Genomic DNA, 14,593 nt, shown 5'->3' with positions numbered 1-14,593 from the left:
CTGGGCGGCGAGGTGGACCTGTTCGGCTGGAGCTATGGCGCGCTGATCGCGCTGGACGCCGCGGCCGGACGGCAGGACCTGCGCTCGGTGGTCGCCTACGAACCGGTGTCCGGGCCGTTCGGGACGGACGCGCTGGAACCGTTGCGCGCTGCCGAGGGCGACCTCGACCGCGGTGGAGATCGTGAACCGTACGTCGAGGTCGCGGTACCGGTCGAACGCCTGGGGTGTCGTCGTTGATCGCCGTGAGTCCCGTCGCGAGCGGGTGCGCGAGCGGCCGCAGCACCGGCCACACCGGGCTCTCCCGCAACGCGGCCACGTACTCGGCGGAGAACCCGGACACCACAGGGCCATCTCGCCCACGTCCAGGCTCCCGAGGTGCTGGCCGAGTTCTCGCCGCAGCCCTCCGGCGCTAGCCGAGCTCCTCGGCGACCGCCTCGCGAACGGCCGGGACGATCTCCCGTGCCCAGCGACCGAGGGACACGTCGTCGTGCGCACCGTGGCCCGGCGAGAAGAGGATGAACCCCGACACCTCGTGCTCGATCACGGCGGCGGTCAGTTCCTCGATCCACTGGTCGACGCTGCCGCCGACCCACCGGCCCTCCTCGTCGCGTGTCGCGGCGAGGGGCCGCTCGGTGATCGCCCCGGGGAAGTTGACCACCGTCCGGATCTCCCGCGGGTCCCGGCCCACCGCGGCGGCTGCCTCGTCGATCACCGGCCGGGACCTCCGGTACCGCTCGCTCAGCCAGTCCGCCGCGCGGCCCGGGATCCAGCCGTCCGCGACGCGGCCGGTCGCCGCCAGCGACTTCGGCCCGGCCGACCCGGTCCATACCGGTGGCGCCGCCACCGGCGCGGGCTCGATCCGGTGCACCCGGTAGTACCGGCCCTCGTGGGTGACCCGCTCGCCGCCGCCCGCGAGCGACTTGACCAGCACGATCGCTTCCTCGAACGCCTCCACGGACTCCGCCGGGGAGAACCGCGGCCCGCCCATGTCCGCGATCCGGTCCGGCAGCCCGCCCGCACCCAACCCGAGCACGATCCGGTCCGCGGACAGCGCGGCCAGCGAGGTCACGGTGCGCGCCAGCATCGGCGGCGGCCGCAGCGGCAGGTTGGTGACGTTCGCGAGCCCGGCGATCCGTTCGGTGCGCCCCAGCAGGAAACCGATCGCCGCGTAGGCGTCCAGCCGGCTGCCGAGGTACGGGTGGTCGGACAGCGAGAACAGGTCGAGCCCATCGGAATCCGCGCGCTCGACCATGCGCCGCAGGCTCGCCGCCTCCTGCACGGTGGAGTGGGCACCGATTCCGAAAACCACATCGCGCCGGGACACTTACGCCTCCTTGAAGTTCGTACTGCGAACTATAATGTTTCGTAATACGAACGGCAAGGATCAGGCGCCGGATTCCAGGAAGACCGGGGGCACCGCGTTGTCCACCACCACGCGGCCGAGCAGGCCCGCGAGCTGGTCCCGCTCCGCGGCGCCGAGCCCGGCGGGCAATCCACCGATGCGGCGGCACGTCTCGGCGTAGAACTCACCGGCCACCCTGCTGCCCTCGCCGGTGAGCGCGACCCGCACGGCACGGGTGTCCCGCGGATCCGGCTCGCGCCGCACCAGGCCGTTGCGCTCGGTGCGATCCACCAGCCCGGTCAGGCTCGACTTCGCCAGCCCCAGGACCGCGCCGAGCTCCGTCATGCCGTACGGCCGGGCCATCAGCACGCACAACAGCTGCCCCTGCGGCATCGTCAGGCCGCACTCCCGGGCCGATTCCGAATACACCGCGTTGACCAGGAACGCCGACCGCACCAGCGCGGCCACGATTCCCATCCGGTCGCCCTCCGGTCCAGCACCCATTTCCCCAGACTATCACCAAAAGTTCGTGGCACGAACTGTCACGCCTCGGGATGCGGGCCGTGGCGGTCACCGCTCTCCAGGGTCGCGAACCCGGCGATGTCCTGTGCGTCCAGCTCGAAGTCGAAGATGTCGATGTTCTCCCGGATGCGGCTGGGCGTCGCCGACTTGGGGATGACCATGTGACCCATCTCGATGTGCCAGCGCAACACCACCTGCGCCGGGGTCTTGCCGTGCTTGCGGGCGACCGTGGTGACCACCTCGCTGTCCAGCTGACGGCCGCGGGCCAGCGGGCTCCACGCCTCGGTCACGATGCCGTGCTCGGCGTGGAAGGCGCGCAGCGCCGGCTGCTGCAGGCCGGGGTGCAGCTCGACCTGGTTCACCGCGGGCACCACCTCGGTCTCGGCCATCAGCCGTTGCAGGTGCGGGACCTGGAAGTTCGACACCCCGATCGCCCGGGCGCCGCCGTCGGCGAGGATCTTCTCCAGCGCGCGCCAGGTCTCCACGTACTTGTCCTGCCGCGGTACCGGCCAGTGGATCAGGTAGAGGTCGACGTAGTCGAGCCCGAGCTGCTTCCGGCTGCCGTCGAACGCGCGCAGCGCCGAGTCGTAGCCGTGCTCGGTGTTCCACAGCTTGGTGGTGACGAACAGGTCCTCCCGCGGCAGGCCCGACGAGCGCACCGCCGCGCCGACACCCCGCTCGTTGCCGTACAACGTCGCCGTGTCGAAGCTGCGGTACCCGGCCTCGATCGCCACCTGCATCGCGGCCTCGACGTCGCCGTCGGCCAGCTTGTAGACCCCGAACCCGAGCGCGGGTAGCTCGACGTCGTTGTTCAACCGGATCGAAGGCACCATGGCAGCACGGTAACTCAGCGCGCCGCGGGTAGCCGCACGGTGACCGCCAGCCCCCCGCCGACCACCGGTTCCGCCTGCACCAGCCCGTCGTGCGCCTCGACCGCCGCACGCACGATCGACAACCCGAGCCCGGCCCCGTGCCGGGCGGTGCGCGCCACCCCGGCCCGGCGGAACGGCTCGAACAGCTCCCCCACCGCGGCCGGGTCCACCAGCCCCCCGGAGGAGCGCACCCGCAGCGTCGACCACCGGTCACCGGGCTGGGTGGTGACCTCGATCCAGCCGCCGTCGACGTTGTGCCGCACCGCATTCTCCAGCAAGTTGCCCGCGATGCGCTCCAGCAGCGCCGGATCACCCGTCGTCCAGGCCGGCTCGGTGGTGAAGGTGGTCTTCAGGCCGCGCTGGTCGGCCTCGCCCGCCACCGCCCGCCACGCGCTGTCCACCAGCACCGCCAGGTCGACCGGCTCGCTGACCACCAGCCCCGCGCCGTCCGTGCGGGCGAGCAGCAGCAGCGACCCGACCAGCTGGCTGGCCCGCTCGGTCGCGTCCCGCACCACGCCGGCCATGCGGCGCAGCTCGTCCGTGTCGGCCTGCTCGTCGGCGAGGGTGACGTCCAGCTCGGTGCGGATCACCGACAGCGGCGTGCGCAGCTCGTGGCTGGCGTTGGCGACGAAGTGCCGCTGCGCCTCGAACGCCGCCTGCAACCGGTCGAGCATCGCGTCGAAGGTCTGCGCGAGCTCGGCCAGCTCGCCGCGCGCGTCCACCTCGCCGATGCGCTCGCCCAGCGACTCGACCGACAACCGCCGCGCGGTGCCGGTGATGTCCCGCAACGGCCGCAGCACCCGCGAGGTGAACGTCCAGGCCAGGACGGCGGTCGCCAGCACCACGCAGCAGAACGCGATGCTCCCGGCGAGGAGCATCTTGTCGCGCGCGTGGTCGCGCAGGTGCGCCGCCAGCGCGGCGGCGTCCACGTCCACCCCGTCGACGCGCACCACCGTGCCCGGCGGCATCTGCGGCACCGCGGACACGGCGTCGCCGACCAGCGTCCACGCCAGCCACAGCAGCACGAGGCTGACCCCGGCCGCCAGCCCGGTCGCGAGCAGCGTGATGCGCGCACGCAGGCTGCGGACCGGCGTGCGTGCCGAGCGCGAGCTCACCCCTTCGCGGGGCCGGTGTCGCGTACCCGGTACCCGGATCCCACCACGGTCTCGATGATCCCAGGTTCGCCCAGCTTCTTGCGCAGGGTCATCACCGTGACCCGGACCGTCGTGGTGAAGGGGTCGGCGTTCTCGTCCCACACGCGCTCCAGCAGCTCCTCGCTGCTGACCACCGCGCCCTTGGCCGCCATCAGCACCTCGAGGACGCCGAACTCCTTGCGGGTCAGGTCGATCGGCCCGCTCGCGCGGCGCACGGTGCGCTTGGCCGGGTCGAGCTCGACGTCACCGACGGTCAGCAGCGGCGGGGCGGCCGGGGTGGCCCGGCGGCCCAGCGCACGCACCCGGGCGACCAGCTCGGGGAAGGCGAAGGGCTTGGCCAGGTAGTCGTCCGCGCCCAGGGACAGCCCCTCGACGCGGTCGGAGACCGTGCCGCTGGCGGTCAGCATGAGGACGCGCGTCAGCTCGTCGGAAGCGACGATCTCCTGGCACAGGTCGTCGCCGGACATCCCCGGCAGGTCCCGGTCCAGCAGCACCACGTCGTACCGCGTGATGCTGGCCTTCTCGTGTCCTTCGTCGCCGGTGAGGGCGACGTCGACCGCCATGCCTTCCCGGCGCAGCCCGCGCGCGATCGCGTCCGCCAGCGGCGCCTCGTCCTCGACTACCAGTACTCGCACGGCACCACGGTGCCACAGTTTCCTGAGAGTTACCTCAACGGGACTCAGCGCCGTCGTCCGGGCAGCGTGCGGGCAGCCACCGCCACGAAGTCGGCCAGGTGCGGACGCCGGTTCTCCTCCGCGACGGCGAGGCAGATCTCGTACTCCCCGGCGTCGCCGATGGTCCGGTGCACGATGTCCGGGCGCGAGTAGTAGCGCGCGACGCTGCGCGGCACCATCGCACAACCGCGTCCTGCGGCGACCAGCTCCAGCTTCTCCTCGATGGTGGTGACCCGGCGGTCGGTCGCGTCGATCACCGGAACGCCGTCGAGGTCGGCGTAGCGCACGCGGCGCCGCGCGGCGAGGGGGTGCGCGGCGGGCAGGCACACCACCTTCGGCTCGCTGCCCACCCGCAGGGTGTGCAGCCCGGCCGGGTCGAACGGGCGCCGCAGGTAGCCGACGTCGGCGCGGCCGTCGCGCAGCGCCTCGGCCTGTTCGAACCAGTGCAGGTGCAGCAGCTCGACCTCCACCTGCGGGTGCTCCTGGGTGAAGGCCCGGACCGCGGGCGACACGGTCAGTCCGGGCGCGAACCCGACCACCAGGCGGCGGGAGCCGCGCGCCGCGCCGTAGGCCCGGCGGGTCGCGGCGACCGCGGTGGCCAGCACTCCGGGCGCGTCCGCGTAGAGCTGCTCGCCCGCCGGGGTCAGCCGCACCGACCGGGTGGTGCGCTCCAGCAGCTCGCAGCCCAGTTCCCGTTCCAGGGCGCGGATCTGGCGGCTCAGCACGGGCTGCGCGATGTGCAGCCGTTCCGCGGCCCGGCCGAAGTGCCCGTGCTCGGCGACCGCGGCGAAGTACCGCAGTTTGCGCAGGTCCAGGTCCATACCGTTAGGGTATCAATCCCGCTCAAGAGGTATTGGACGGTCGCCGCCGTGCGGGCGGACAGTGGAGCCATGATCGTGATCACCGCACCCACCGGCCGCATCGGCCGGCACCTGGCCGACACCCTGCTCGACGCCGGCGCACCGGTCCGCGTCATCGTGCGCGACGCGTCCCGCCTGAGTCCCCGGGTCCGCGACCGGGCCGAGGTCGTCACCGGCTCGCACGGCGACCCGGACGTCGTGGAGAAGGCGTTCGCCGGCGCCAGCGCGGTCTTCTGGCTCGTTCCGCCCAACCCGGCGGCCACCGACCTGCACACCGCCTACCTGGACTTCACCCGCCCGGCCTGCGCGGCGCTGGCCGGCCAGGGCGTTTCCCGGGTCGTCGGCGTCTCGGCCCTCGGCCGCGGAGTGCCCGGCGAGGCGGGCCTGGTGACGGCCTCAATCGCGATGGACGATCTGATCGCGAGCACCGGCGTCGCCTACCGGGCGCTGACCATGCCGACGTTCATGGACAACCTGCTCTGGCAGATCCGGTCGATCGCCGAGGACGGCGTGTTCTTCGCGATGGCCGAGCCGGACCACAAGCGGCCGATCTGCGCGACCCAGGACATCGCGGCCACCGCCGCCCGGCTGCTGCTCGACGACACCTGGAGCGGCCGGGGCGAGGTCCCGGTGCTCGGCCCGGAAGACCTGTCCCACAACGACCTGGCCGCGATCATGGCCGAAGTTCTGGGCCGTCCCGTCCGCTTCCAGGAGGTCTCCGCCGAGGAGCTGACGGCCGACCTGCGGCGGCAGGGGTGGTCGGCAGCGATGACGCGCGGGATGGTCGACATGATGGCGGCGAAGGACGCCGGGCTGGACAACGCGCAGCCCCGCACGCCCGAGGCGTCCACGCCGACGACCTTCCGGCAGTGGTGTGAGGAGGTCCTCCGCCCGGCGGTGCTCGCCCAGTAGCATCCGTTCGTGGAGATGATCGCCGTGCCGGCGGGCAGCGTGACGGTGTCCGACCGGCGGACCCGGCGGAGCTGGACCGTCGAGGTCGGGCCCTGCCGGATGGCGGTCCACCCGGTCACGCAGGCCCAGTACGCGGCGGTGACCGGGGACCGGCCGAGCGCGTCGGAGGGCCCGCGTTTGCCGGTGGAAAGCGTGTCGTGGACGGACGCGGTGCGGTTCTGCAACGCACTGTCCGTCCACGAAGGACTGTCGCCGGTGTATTCGGTCGACGAGGAGGTCCGGTGGGACCGGGACGCGGACGGCTACCGCCTGCCCACCGAGGCGGAGTGGGAACACGCCTGCCGCGCCGGCACCACCGGCCCCCGCTACGGCGAGCTCGGCGAAATAGCCTGGTATCGCGGCAATTCCGGGGAGCGGATCCACGAGGTCGGCGGCAAACAACCGAACGCGTGGGGATTGCACGACATGCTCGGCAACGCCTGGGACTGGTGCTGGGACGTCTACGACCCGCAGGTGTACGGCGGATACCGCGTCCTGCGCGGCGGTGGCTGGTTCGACGAGCACTGGAGCTGCCGCGCCTCGGTGCGGCGCCGCAGCCACCCCGGGTTCCGCAGCGACGACGTCGGCTTCCGGGTGGTCCGGTCCGGCTGACCGGGCGGCCGCTGACTGCTGTGGCCGCCCGTCACCGGGCTACTCCGCCGGGGCGTCCGCGGGCTGGGCCTCACCGATCAGGTTCGAGGCCCACTCCGTCACGCGCCGCGCCACGTCCTGGGCGGTCAGGCCGACGCCCGCCAGCACCTCCTCACGCGAACCGTGCGCCAGGAACCGCTGCGGCACGGCCAGGTCGCGCAGCGGCACGTCGCATTCGGCGTCCCGCAGCACGGCCGAGAAGGCGCTGCCGAACCCGCCGTGGCGGCCGCTGTCCTCCACCGTCACCACCAACCGGTGCTCGCGCGCCAGGCCGACCAGCTCGGCCGGCACCGGCAGCACCCAGCGCGGGTCCACGACCGTCACGCCGATGCCCTGGTCGGCCAGCCGTTCTGCGGCGGCAAGCCCGAGCGTCGCGAACGCGCCCACCGCGACCAGCAGCACGTCGGCGCCCGCACCCTCGCGCGGACGACGCAGCACGTCGACCACGCCGACACGGTCGACCGCCGGCACCGACTCGGTGATGCTGCCCTTGGAGAACCGCAACGCGGTCGGGCCGTCCGACACGGCCACCGCCTCACGCAGCTCCTCGCGCATCGTCCGCGCGTCCCGCGGCGCGGCGACGCGCATCCCGGGCACCATACCGAGCAGCGACAGGTCCCACATGCCGTGGTGGCTCGGCCCGTCCGGCCCGGTGATGCCGGCCCGGTCGAGGACCAGCGTCACCGGCTGGCGGTGCAGCGCCACGTCCATCAGCACCTGGTCGAAGGCGCGGTTGAGGAACGTCGAGTAGACCGCGACGACCGGGTGGTACCCGCCCATGGCGAGGCCGGCGGCCGAGGTGACGGCGTGCTGCTCGGCGATGCCGACGTCGAACCAGCGGTCCGGGTGCCGCTCGGCGAACTCGTGCAGGCCGGTCGAACGCAGCATCGCGGCGGTGATCGCCACCACGTCCTCGCGTTCCTCACCGATGCGCGCCAGCTCGTCGCCGAACACCGACGTCCAGCTCAGGCCCTTGGGCTTGGGCAGGCCGGTCTCCGGGTCGATCGGGTCGGTCTGGTGCATCTGGTCGGCCTCATGGTTCACCGCGGGCGGGTAACCGTGGCCCTTCTCGGTGACCGCGTGCACCACCACCGGGCCGCCGAACGCCTTCGCCGCCTGGAAGGCCTTTTCCAGTGCCGCGATGTCGTGGCCGTCGACCGGTCCGAAGTACTTCAGCTTCAGGTCGGAGAACATCTCCTGCGGGCTCAGCGCGTCCTTGATGCCGGCCTTGGCCGCGTGCAGGGCCGCGTAGATCGGCTTGCCCACCACCGGTGTGTTGAGCAGCAGCTCGCGGCCGCCGTCGAGCATGCGCTCGTAGCCCGGCTGCAGCCGGAGCGACGCGAGGTGCTCGGCGAAGCCGCCGATCGTCGGCGAGTAGGAGCGGCCGTTGTCGTTGACCACGATCACCACGGGACGCCCCGGTTCGGCGGCGATGTTGTTGAGCGCCTCCCAGCACATCCCGCCGGTCAGCGCACCGTCCCCGACGACCGCCACCGCGTGCCGCCCGCCCCCGGCGAGCTCGAACGCCTTCGACAATCCGTCCACATAGGACAGCGCGGTGGAGGCGTGGCTGTTCTCCACCAGGTCGTGCTCGCTCTCCTCGCGGGACGGGTAGCCCGACGGCCCGCCCTGCTGGCGCAGCAGGTCGAACTCGCCGTGCCGGCCGGTCACGATCTTGTGCACGTAGCACTGGTGACCGACGTCCCAGACGATCGCGTCGTTCGGCGAGTCGAAGACCCGGTGCAGGGCCAGCGTCAGCTCGACCACGCCGAGGTTGGGGCCGAGGTGACCGCCCGAGCGGCGGACCTTGTCGACCAGGAAGTCGCGGATCTCCCCCGCGAGGTGCTCGAGCTGGCCGTGTCCCATGCGCTTCAGGTCGGCCGGCCCATGGACGGACTCCAGGAGCGTCACTTTCCACCTCACCCGCATCGATACCCGCCCTGCCCGCCAGGGCGCGTCCCGTCAGTCTACGGAGAACCGTAGTCCCCCGGCCGCCGCGCGCGTCCCCGGTCACCGATCCGGCGGCGGGACGCCGGCCCGGTACAGTCCCGGCGCAGCCGACCGTGTGAACGGGGTCTCACCGGCCGGACCCAACCGGGTGGGTACGCGGTGACATCAGGTGAGATCGGCCCCCGCCGGACGTGGCGTTACCCGGTCCAGGCGATTACTGTACCGATCAAGAGTCGCAGCGCCTGCTGCGGGTGTACCGGGGCGCGCCCGGGCGGATTCGTCAAGGGGCCGCCAGCGGCCCGACGGCGATGCGGCAGCCCGGCCGGGGAGCGGCCCGGCCGGGCAGCGGCCCGGCAGCCCGGCGAGGAGCGGGCCGGCAGCCCGGTCGGGCAGCGATCCGGCAGCAGCGGGTTCTCGAAGCGCGTCCGACTGGACCGGCGACCGACAGAATCCTGCGGTGGCGCACCCCACCAGACCCGCACCCACCCCGCCGGCCCCGCACCCAGCAAACACGCCGCCGGGAGCGGCAAACACGCCAACGGCCGGCGTGTTTGCCACAGCTGGCGCCGTGTCGGCCCCTCCGGGCGGCGTGTTGACGACTCCCGGCATCGTGTTGGCCGCTCCCGGCATCGTGTTGGCCGCTCCCGGGCGGCGTGTCGGCCGCTCCCGACCGCCGCGTTCGCCCTCCGGGCAGCGTGTCGGTCGCTCCGGGCAGCGTGTTGGCCGCTCCGGGCAGCGTGTTGGCCGCTCCCGGCGCCGTGTTGGTCGGTCGCTCCAGGCAGCGTGTTAGCCCCGCCCCGCCGGGCAACGCATTCGCCCCTCCGGCTGGTGGGTTGGCCACGGCGGACACCGTTTTGGCCGCTTCCGGCAGCGTGTTGGCCCGTCCCAGCAGCGCGTTGGCCCGTCCAGGTGGGTTGGCCGCTCCAGGTAGTGGGTTGGCCGCTCCGGGCAGCGTGTTGGCCCCTTGAGGCAGCGTGTTGGCCGCGGCGGGCGGGGTGTTGGCCGTGGCGGGCAGCGAGTTGGTCCCTCCGGGTGGTGGCCGGCGTTCGGTCGCGAGGTGCCGGTGCTGCGTCTGCAACGTGGCCGGCGAGCGGTCGGCCTCGCGGGGCGGGGCGCCGGTACTTCCGCTGCCGCGGCGGCAAGGACGCGTTGCCGCAGCTCTCCTACTGTCCCTCCACGGCTGTCCTCTCCACGGTCAGCCGGGCGCGGTCCGCGGCCGCTCGGCCCGCTGCCCAGCCGTCGCCGTTGCTGATGGTCGTCCTGCGAGTAACGGTGCGCGGGAACAGCTCCCCGAACAGCGTGTCCACCTCCTGCCGGCGCCGGGTCAGGATCGGGAGCAGGCGGTCGTCCGGGAACTCCTCACCGGCCGCGCGGTCGGCCGCGGTCAGCCGTTCACCCACGCGGCCGGCGTAGGCGAGCAGGAACGCGTGCCGGAACGACCGCGTCCGCGACCGCGTCCCGGCGGCGAGCATCGCCTCGTTCGCCTGCACCAGCAGGGACGTCGAGAGCAGCTCCACCAGGTCGAGGTCCACCTCGTGCCCGACCAAGACGACGAACCCGAGCCCCGCGTAGAACGCGGCCCGGCACCGATTGGCGGACGCCACCGCCGTCACCAGCGACGACTTCGGCCCCAGGTACGGCTGCTCCAGCCAGAACCGCCGCGCCGAACCGGCCCGCGCCGGCGGATCCAGTAGCGCCTGCTCGAACGAGTACCGGCTCATCAGCTGCTGCGCCTTCGCCGACAGCGCCTCCGCCTCCTCCGGGAACGACGTCGACTCGGCTTTCGCCAGCAACGCCCGGATCCGGGCCGGCATCCGCTCATCCACCCCCGGCGCCGCCGCGGCGACCGGCAGATCCGGCAACCGCGGCAACGGCAACAGCGCCGCCAGGACCGCCAGGACCGCCAGCAACGCCGGCTCCCGCGCCACCGCGTGCCGCGCAGCCCACTGGCCGAGCAGCGGCCGATCACCCGCCCACCACACGACGGCCCCGATCCCGGCGAACTGCTCCCCTGCCGCCGCGCATCCGGCGATGGCGTCCACGACCAGGGACACCGCCCGCCGGTCCAGACGGCGCCGGGCGACCTGGTGCACGTCGCGCGGCTGCCAGCCGGTGCGCCACAAGCGGGCGAGCACCTCGCGCAGCGCCAGCTCCGCCGCCCGGTCGATCACCTCCTTGTCGTACCGCGGGCCGGCCAGCTCCCGGGCCGCGATCTCACCCAGCCGGCGCCTCGCCGCATCGCGCAGCAGGACGGCGAATGTTTCCACAGTGGACTTTCCCACGCACTCCCCCCTACGTCCCGCCCAGTACCCGCACGGTGATCCACCGGACGGCCGGAACTCTCCACAATGGACACAGCAGCCGGTGCGCTACCGGAACGTCTCCGCATCATCCGGGGCGCGTACCGACCGCCGGCCGAGGAAGGCCGCCAGGCGGTCGGCCGCGGACGCTCCCGCGGGCGCCGGCACCGGCGGCCCGAACGGACCGCCCGGTGGTCGTGGCGCGTCGCCGAACCGGGCGGCCCACGACGACAGCGCCTCCTCCGCCAGATCGGGCTCCAGATCAGTCGACTGACCGGTGGCGTCGGCAATGTCCCAGCCGTGCACCAGCAGCTCGTTGACGCGGATCGGCACCAGCATCGCGCCCGGCACGTCACCGAACGGCACGTGCACCGTCCGCCCGGGCAGTCCCGGATCGGCCAGCGCCTCCCGCAGAACGGACAGCGAACGGGCGAACACCTCCGGCGCGTCGTCCCACGGCGGCGGGGACTCGGGCGGGGGCTCCCCGCGCGCCCACGCCGCGGTGCGCAGGTTGCCGTGCACCAGGTGCTCGAACACGGCCCGCACGTTCCACGACGTGCAGGCCGTGGGCAGCTCCCACTGATCGGGCTGTACCGCGGACACGACACGGGACACCGCAGCGGCCGCGCGGTCGAAACTCGGCAAGGAAGTCATGCCCGGCATCATGCCGGAGGGGTCCGACAATTCCGGGGCGCTCACCGCGTCAGCAGCGCCACGCACTCCACGTGGTGCGGCACCGGGAAGGTGTCAGTCCGCGGAGATTCGGGCCACGGGATACGCGATCGGCTTCCAGGAACGCGCACGCGGCTGGGACTCCGTCGCCGCGCCCGTGCTGTGGGACGGCACCGTGCTGGGCTCGCTCGCCCTGCTCAAACCGGCTCACCTCCCGTGACCGTTGCGTCCTGGCCGTCAAGTCCGCGACGGCCGAGGTGAGCCGGCTGATGGGAGTGCTGGAACCCCGCCGCGCGGCCGGATCACCTGACCTCCCGCCCGCAGGCTCCCCGCGGGGCTCCGCACGGCACCGCCGCCACGGTCCGTGCGGGCCCCCGCGCGTTCGCGCGGTCAGCGCGCCGTGACGGCCCGGACATCGGCCGGAGCGTCGCCGTCGCCCGCCTGCGCCCGGCGCATCCCCCGCTTGATCAGCAGGTAACCCGCCTCGCCGATCAGCAGGCCCGCAACGACGATCGCCGCGGACGGCATGCCCAGGTAGCGCATGTCCACGCCGTGGTCGAGGAAGAAGCGGCCGATCACCGGGGCGAGGGAGACACCGACGTAGTTCGCCGAGGAGCTCAGGGAGATGGACATCTGCGCGACCTCGGGGTTCACTCCGGCGAGCCGGTGCTGGATCGGGACGAGCATCGCCCATCCGCAGGCGCCCCAGAGCATCACGGCGACAACGGCGGTCGCCAGGTGCGGGCTGGTCCACGGGGTGGTGGCGAACACGACGACCGCGATGACGCCGGCCGTGTTGATCACGACGCGGTTGCCCAGCTTGTCGGTCAGGCGCCCCGCGGTCATGTTGCCGACGACGGCCGCGATGCCCCAGGCGAACAGCAGCCAGGCCAGGGCGCGGCCACTGCCGTCCGTGGCCGGAGCGAAAATCTGGCTGACGTAGGTGTACAGGATGAACAAGCCGCTGTACGCGACCAGGACCAGCAGCAGCGCCAGGGCGATCCTCGGGTCGGTGACAGGCGACAGGCGCTGCTTCAGCGTCACCGCCGGCGGGCTGGGCACCGAGGGCAGGGCCACGGAGATGGCGACCGCGGCCAGGAGACCGACCGCGGCGACGAACACCATGGTGCCGCGCCAGTCGGTGAATCCGCTGATCGCGGTGCCGATGGGGGAACCGAGGGCGGTGGCCGCGCTCAATCCGCCGAACAGGATGCTCAGGGCGGTACCCCGCCGCTCCGGCCCGGCGAGCGCGACGACGACCCCGGCCGCGGTCGGCGTGAACATGGCACCGCCGAGCGCGGCCACCACCCGGAAACCAAGGGCCGCCTCGAACCCGGGCGCGAGCCCGGTGCCGATGTTGCCCACGATGAACACCACCAGGCCGATGATCAGCAGCAGCCGGCGGGGCACACGGGCGGCCACCGCCGCGACCACGGGCGAGAGGATGGCGTAGGACAGCGCATAGGCCGTGATGAGCTCCGCGCTGGTGGGCACGTCGACGTCAAGGTCCTTGGCCACGCTGGGCAGGATGCCGGCCACCACAAAGCTGTCCGTACCGATGGCGAACATGCCGATGGCCAGCGTGATGAACCGCAGAGTCAGGCCTTTGTCTGTCTTTCCCACAGGGATCCCCCTCGTCGACAACGGAAGCTGGAGCACTTGGTCTAACGGTAGAGTTTGTAATTCACCGTTGGACTCACCGACCTTATCCCAGCCTCACGGCAAAGCTCAAGTGCTAGCGTTAGGTCATGGACGCTGCCGAATCCTCCACCGCGACGACCCTGCTGGAGGCTCCCGGGGAGGACCGCCACGGCGCTCTGGCACTGGTCAACACCGAGTTCAGCCGGCCGAGCGGCCCGTACGACGGACTGCGCGACACCGAGAGCGCGACCACCTGGCTGCACCACCGGGGGCTGATCCCCGCAGGGGTCCCGGTCGGCTCAAGGGAACTGGATCATCTGCGCGAACTGCGCGGCTCTCTCCGGGAGTTGCTCAACGCACACCTCAACGGCGGCTCTCCCGCGCCGGCGGCCCTGGCCACACTGAACGGCACGCTCGCGGCGGCCCCCGCCGTCCGCGAGATCCGCTGGGCGGAGGCCGGTCCGGTGGCGGCGGCGTGCCGCCCGGCCGGCGATCCCGTCGGCGCGGCCCTCACCGTGCTGGCCGAGGACGGCATGGAGCTGCTGACAGGCCCGCCGAGCACGCGTCTGTCCACGTGCGGAGCGCCCGGCTGCACCCGTCTCTTCATCCGCAACCACGGCGCCCGCCGCTGGTGCTCGGACCGCTGCGGCAACCGCGTCCGCGCCGCACGCCACTACACCGAGCACCGCTTGGGGCGGGACCGCTCGGTGTGACCTCAGGTATGGGCTTTTCCACTCCCCGCGTACCTGTCCGAAGGTTCCGCTCATCCGCCCCGGCCGGGACCAGCCACCGGCCGGGAAGACGAGCACCGACCCGTACGGGATCTTGCCGTCGCACACCGGCGCGACAGCGGCGAAGTCGTCGGAGACCTCGATGCACGCGCCGCCGTCCTGGTTGCTGTAGCTGCTCTTACGCCAAGACGCCGCACTCAGAAGGAGCGTCATTTCAGCGCAAGATATTGCCCGTAACGCCCAACCGCACATCAAGCGAACAGACAAAACCGC

General features: G+C 72.6%; 14 protein-coding genes and 1 pseudogene. 4 read left to right on the top strand and 11 right to left on the bottom strand.

Going from position 1 to position 14,593, the window contains the following annotated elements; all coding sequences use genetic code 11:
- The first annotated feature begins 12 nt into the window (after positions 1 to 12).
- On the top strand, positions 13 to 237 hold the full coding sequence (locus FHX46_RS10710) for a hypothetical protein (RefSeq protein WP_313886083.1): 225 nt from the start codon (positions 13 to 15) through the stop codon (positions 235 to 237).
- Between the two features lie 172 nt (positions 238 to 409).
- On the opposite strand, the gene FHX46_RS10705 is transcribed toward FHX46_RS10710, so the two are convergent.
- The 6 genes from FHX46_RS10705 to FHX46_RS10680 all read right to left on the bottom strand — a co-directional run bounded on the left by FHX46_RS10705 (position 410) and on the right by FHX46_RS10680 (position 5,385).
- Positions 410 to 1,324 carry an LLM class flavin-dependent oxidoreductase gene (locus tag FHX46_RS10705; protein ID WP_167112923.1) on the bottom strand — a complete coding sequence of 305 codons (915 nt, stop codon included), beginning with the start codon at positions 1,322 to 1,324 and terminating at the stop codon, positions 410 to 412.
- A gap of 60 nt (positions 1,325 to 1,384) precedes the next feature.
- On the bottom strand, positions 1,385 to 1,819 hold the full coding sequence (locus tag FHX46_RS10700; RefSeq protein ID WP_167121354.1) for a MarR family winged helix-turn-helix transcriptional regulator: 435 nt from the start codon (positions 1,817 to 1,819) through the stop codon (positions 1,385 to 1,387).
- A 65-nt stretch (positions 1,820 to 1,884) separates the two neighbouring features.
- Complete coding sequence (locus tag FHX46_RS10695) at positions 1,885 to 2,697, bottom strand: aldo/keto reductase (RefSeq protein ID WP_167112921.1); 813 nt, start codon at positions 2,695 to 2,697, stop codon at positions 1,885 to 1,887.
- 14 nt (positions 2,698 to 2,711) lie between these two features.
- Entirely contained in the window at positions 2,712 to 3,851 is a 1,140-nt protein-coding gene (locus tag FHX46_RS10690) for a sensor histidine kinase (RefSeq protein ID WP_167112918.1), read from the bottom strand.
- On the bottom strand, positions 3,848 to 4,525 hold the full coding sequence (locus FHX46_RS10685; protein WP_167112916.1) for a response regulator transcription factor: 678 nt from the start codon (positions 4,523 to 4,525) through the stop codon (positions 3,848 to 3,850). The genes FHX46_RS10690 and FHX46_RS10685 overlap by 4 nt, the downstream gene beginning before the upstream one ends.
- A gap of 44 nt (positions 4,526 to 4,569) precedes the next feature.
- Positions 4,570 to 5,385: a LysR family transcriptional regulator gene (locus FHX46_RS10680; protein WP_167112914.1), complete on the bottom strand. Its 816-nt coding sequence runs from the start codon at positions 5,383 to 5,385 to the stop codon at positions 4,570 to 4,572.
- Between the two features lie 69 nt (positions 5,386 to 5,454).
- Here FHX46_RS10680 and FHX46_RS10675 point away from each other — a divergent pair, with 69 nt between their 5' ends.
- Positions 5,455 to 6,336: an NAD(P)H-binding protein gene (locus FHX46_RS10675; RefSeq protein WP_167112913.1), complete on the top strand. Its 882-nt coding sequence runs from the start codon at positions 5,455 to 5,457 to the stop codon at positions 6,334 to 6,336.
- Between the two features lie 9 nt (positions 6,337 to 6,345).
- Positions 6,346 to 6,987: a formylglycine-generating enzyme family protein gene (locus FHX46_RS10670; protein ID WP_313886082.1), complete on the top strand. Its 642-nt coding sequence runs from the start codon at positions 6,346 to 6,348 to the stop codon at positions 6,985 to 6,987.
- A 39-nt stretch (positions 6,988 to 7,026) separates the two neighbouring features.
- Here the strand turns inward: FHX46_RS10670 and dxs are convergent, their stop codons facing one another.
- From dxs to FHX46_RS10650, 4 genes are all read right to left on the bottom strand, one after another.
- Positions 7,027 to 8,937 carry a 1-deoxy-D-xylulose-5-phosphate synthase gene (gene dxs / locus FHX46_RS10665; RefSeq protein ID WP_167112911.1) on the bottom strand — a complete coding sequence of 637 codons (1,911 nt, stop codon included), beginning with the start codon at positions 8,935 to 8,937 and terminating at the stop codon, positions 7,027 to 7,029.
- Between the two features lie 1,202 nt (positions 8,938 to 10,139).
- Complete coding sequence (locus FHX46_RS10660; RefSeq protein ID WP_167112909.1) at positions 10,140 to 11,258, bottom strand: DUF2786 domain-containing protein; 1,119 nt, start codon at positions 11,256 to 11,258, stop codon at positions 10,140 to 10,142.
- An 87-nt stretch (positions 11,259 to 11,345) separates the two neighbouring features.
- Positions 11,346 to 11,930, bottom strand: a complete 585-nt coding sequence (locus FHX46_RS10655; protein WP_167112907.1) for a TIGR03086 family metal-binding protein — start codon at positions 11,928 to 11,930, stop codon at positions 11,346 to 11,348.
- 408 nt (positions 11,931 to 12,338) lie between these two features.
- The gene (locus FHX46_RS10650; RefSeq protein ID WP_208400096.1) at positions 12,339 to 13,571 is read right to left on the bottom strand and encodes an MFS transporter; all 1,233 of its coding nucleotides are present in this window, start codon (positions 13,569 to 13,571) and stop codon (positions 12,339 to 12,341) included.
- A gap of 125 nt (positions 13,572 to 13,696) precedes the next feature.
- Here FHX46_RS10650 and FHX46_RS10645 point away from each other — a divergent pair, with 125 nt between their 5' ends.
- Positions 13,697 to 14,302 (top strand): CGNR zinc finger domain-containing protein, encoded by a 606-nt coding sequence (locus FHX46_RS10645; RefSeq protein ID WP_167112905.1) that lies wholly within the window; start codon positions 13,697 to 13,699, stop codon positions 14,300 to 14,302.
- 78 nt (positions 14,303 to 14,380) lie between these two features.
- Here the strand turns inward: FHX46_RS10645 and FHX46_RS28445 are convergent.
- A pseudogene (locus FHX46_RS28445) lies at positions 14,381 to 14,533 on the bottom strand (DUF397 domain-containing protein); the annotation flags it as partial.
- Positions 14,534 to 14,593 lie beyond the last annotated feature (60 nt).

Origin of the sequence: Amycolatopsis viridis (assembly GCF_011758765.1) — a bacterium.
In the GTDB taxonomy this organism is placed as follows: Bacteria; Actinomycetota; Actinomycetes; order Mycobacteriales; family Pseudonocardiaceae; genus Amycolatopsis_E; species Amycolatopsis_E viridis.
This window is presented reverse-complemented; position numbering and strand designations above follow the sequence as displayed.

Excerpts from the sequence above, each read along its gene's own strand:
- FHX46_RS10675 (WP_167112913.1), top strand. The coding sequence starts at position 5,455 with ATGATCGTGATCACCGCACCCACCGGCCGCATCGGCCGGCACCTGGCC.
- FHX46_RS10695 (WP_167112921.1), bottom strand. The coding sequence starts at position 2,697 with ATGGTGCCTTCGATCCGGTTGAACAACGACGTCGAGCTACCCGCGCTC.
- FHX46_RS10680 (WP_167112914.1), bottom strand. The coding sequence starts at position 5,385 with ATGGACCTGGACCTGCGCAAACTGCGGTACTTCGCCGCGGTCGCCGAG.
- FHX46_RS10700 (WP_167121354.1), bottom strand. The coding sequence starts at position 1,819 with ATGGGAATCGTGGCCGCGCTGGTGCGGTCGGCGTTCCTGGTCAACGCG.
- FHX46_RS10645 (WP_167112905.1), top strand. The coding sequence starts at position 13,697 with ATGGACGCTGCCGAATCCTCCACCGCGACGACCCTGCTGGAGGCTCCC.
- FHX46_RS10655 (WP_167112907.1), bottom strand. The coding sequence starts at position 11,930 with ATGACTTCCTTGCCGAGTTTCGACCGCGCGGCCGCTGCGGTGTCCCGT.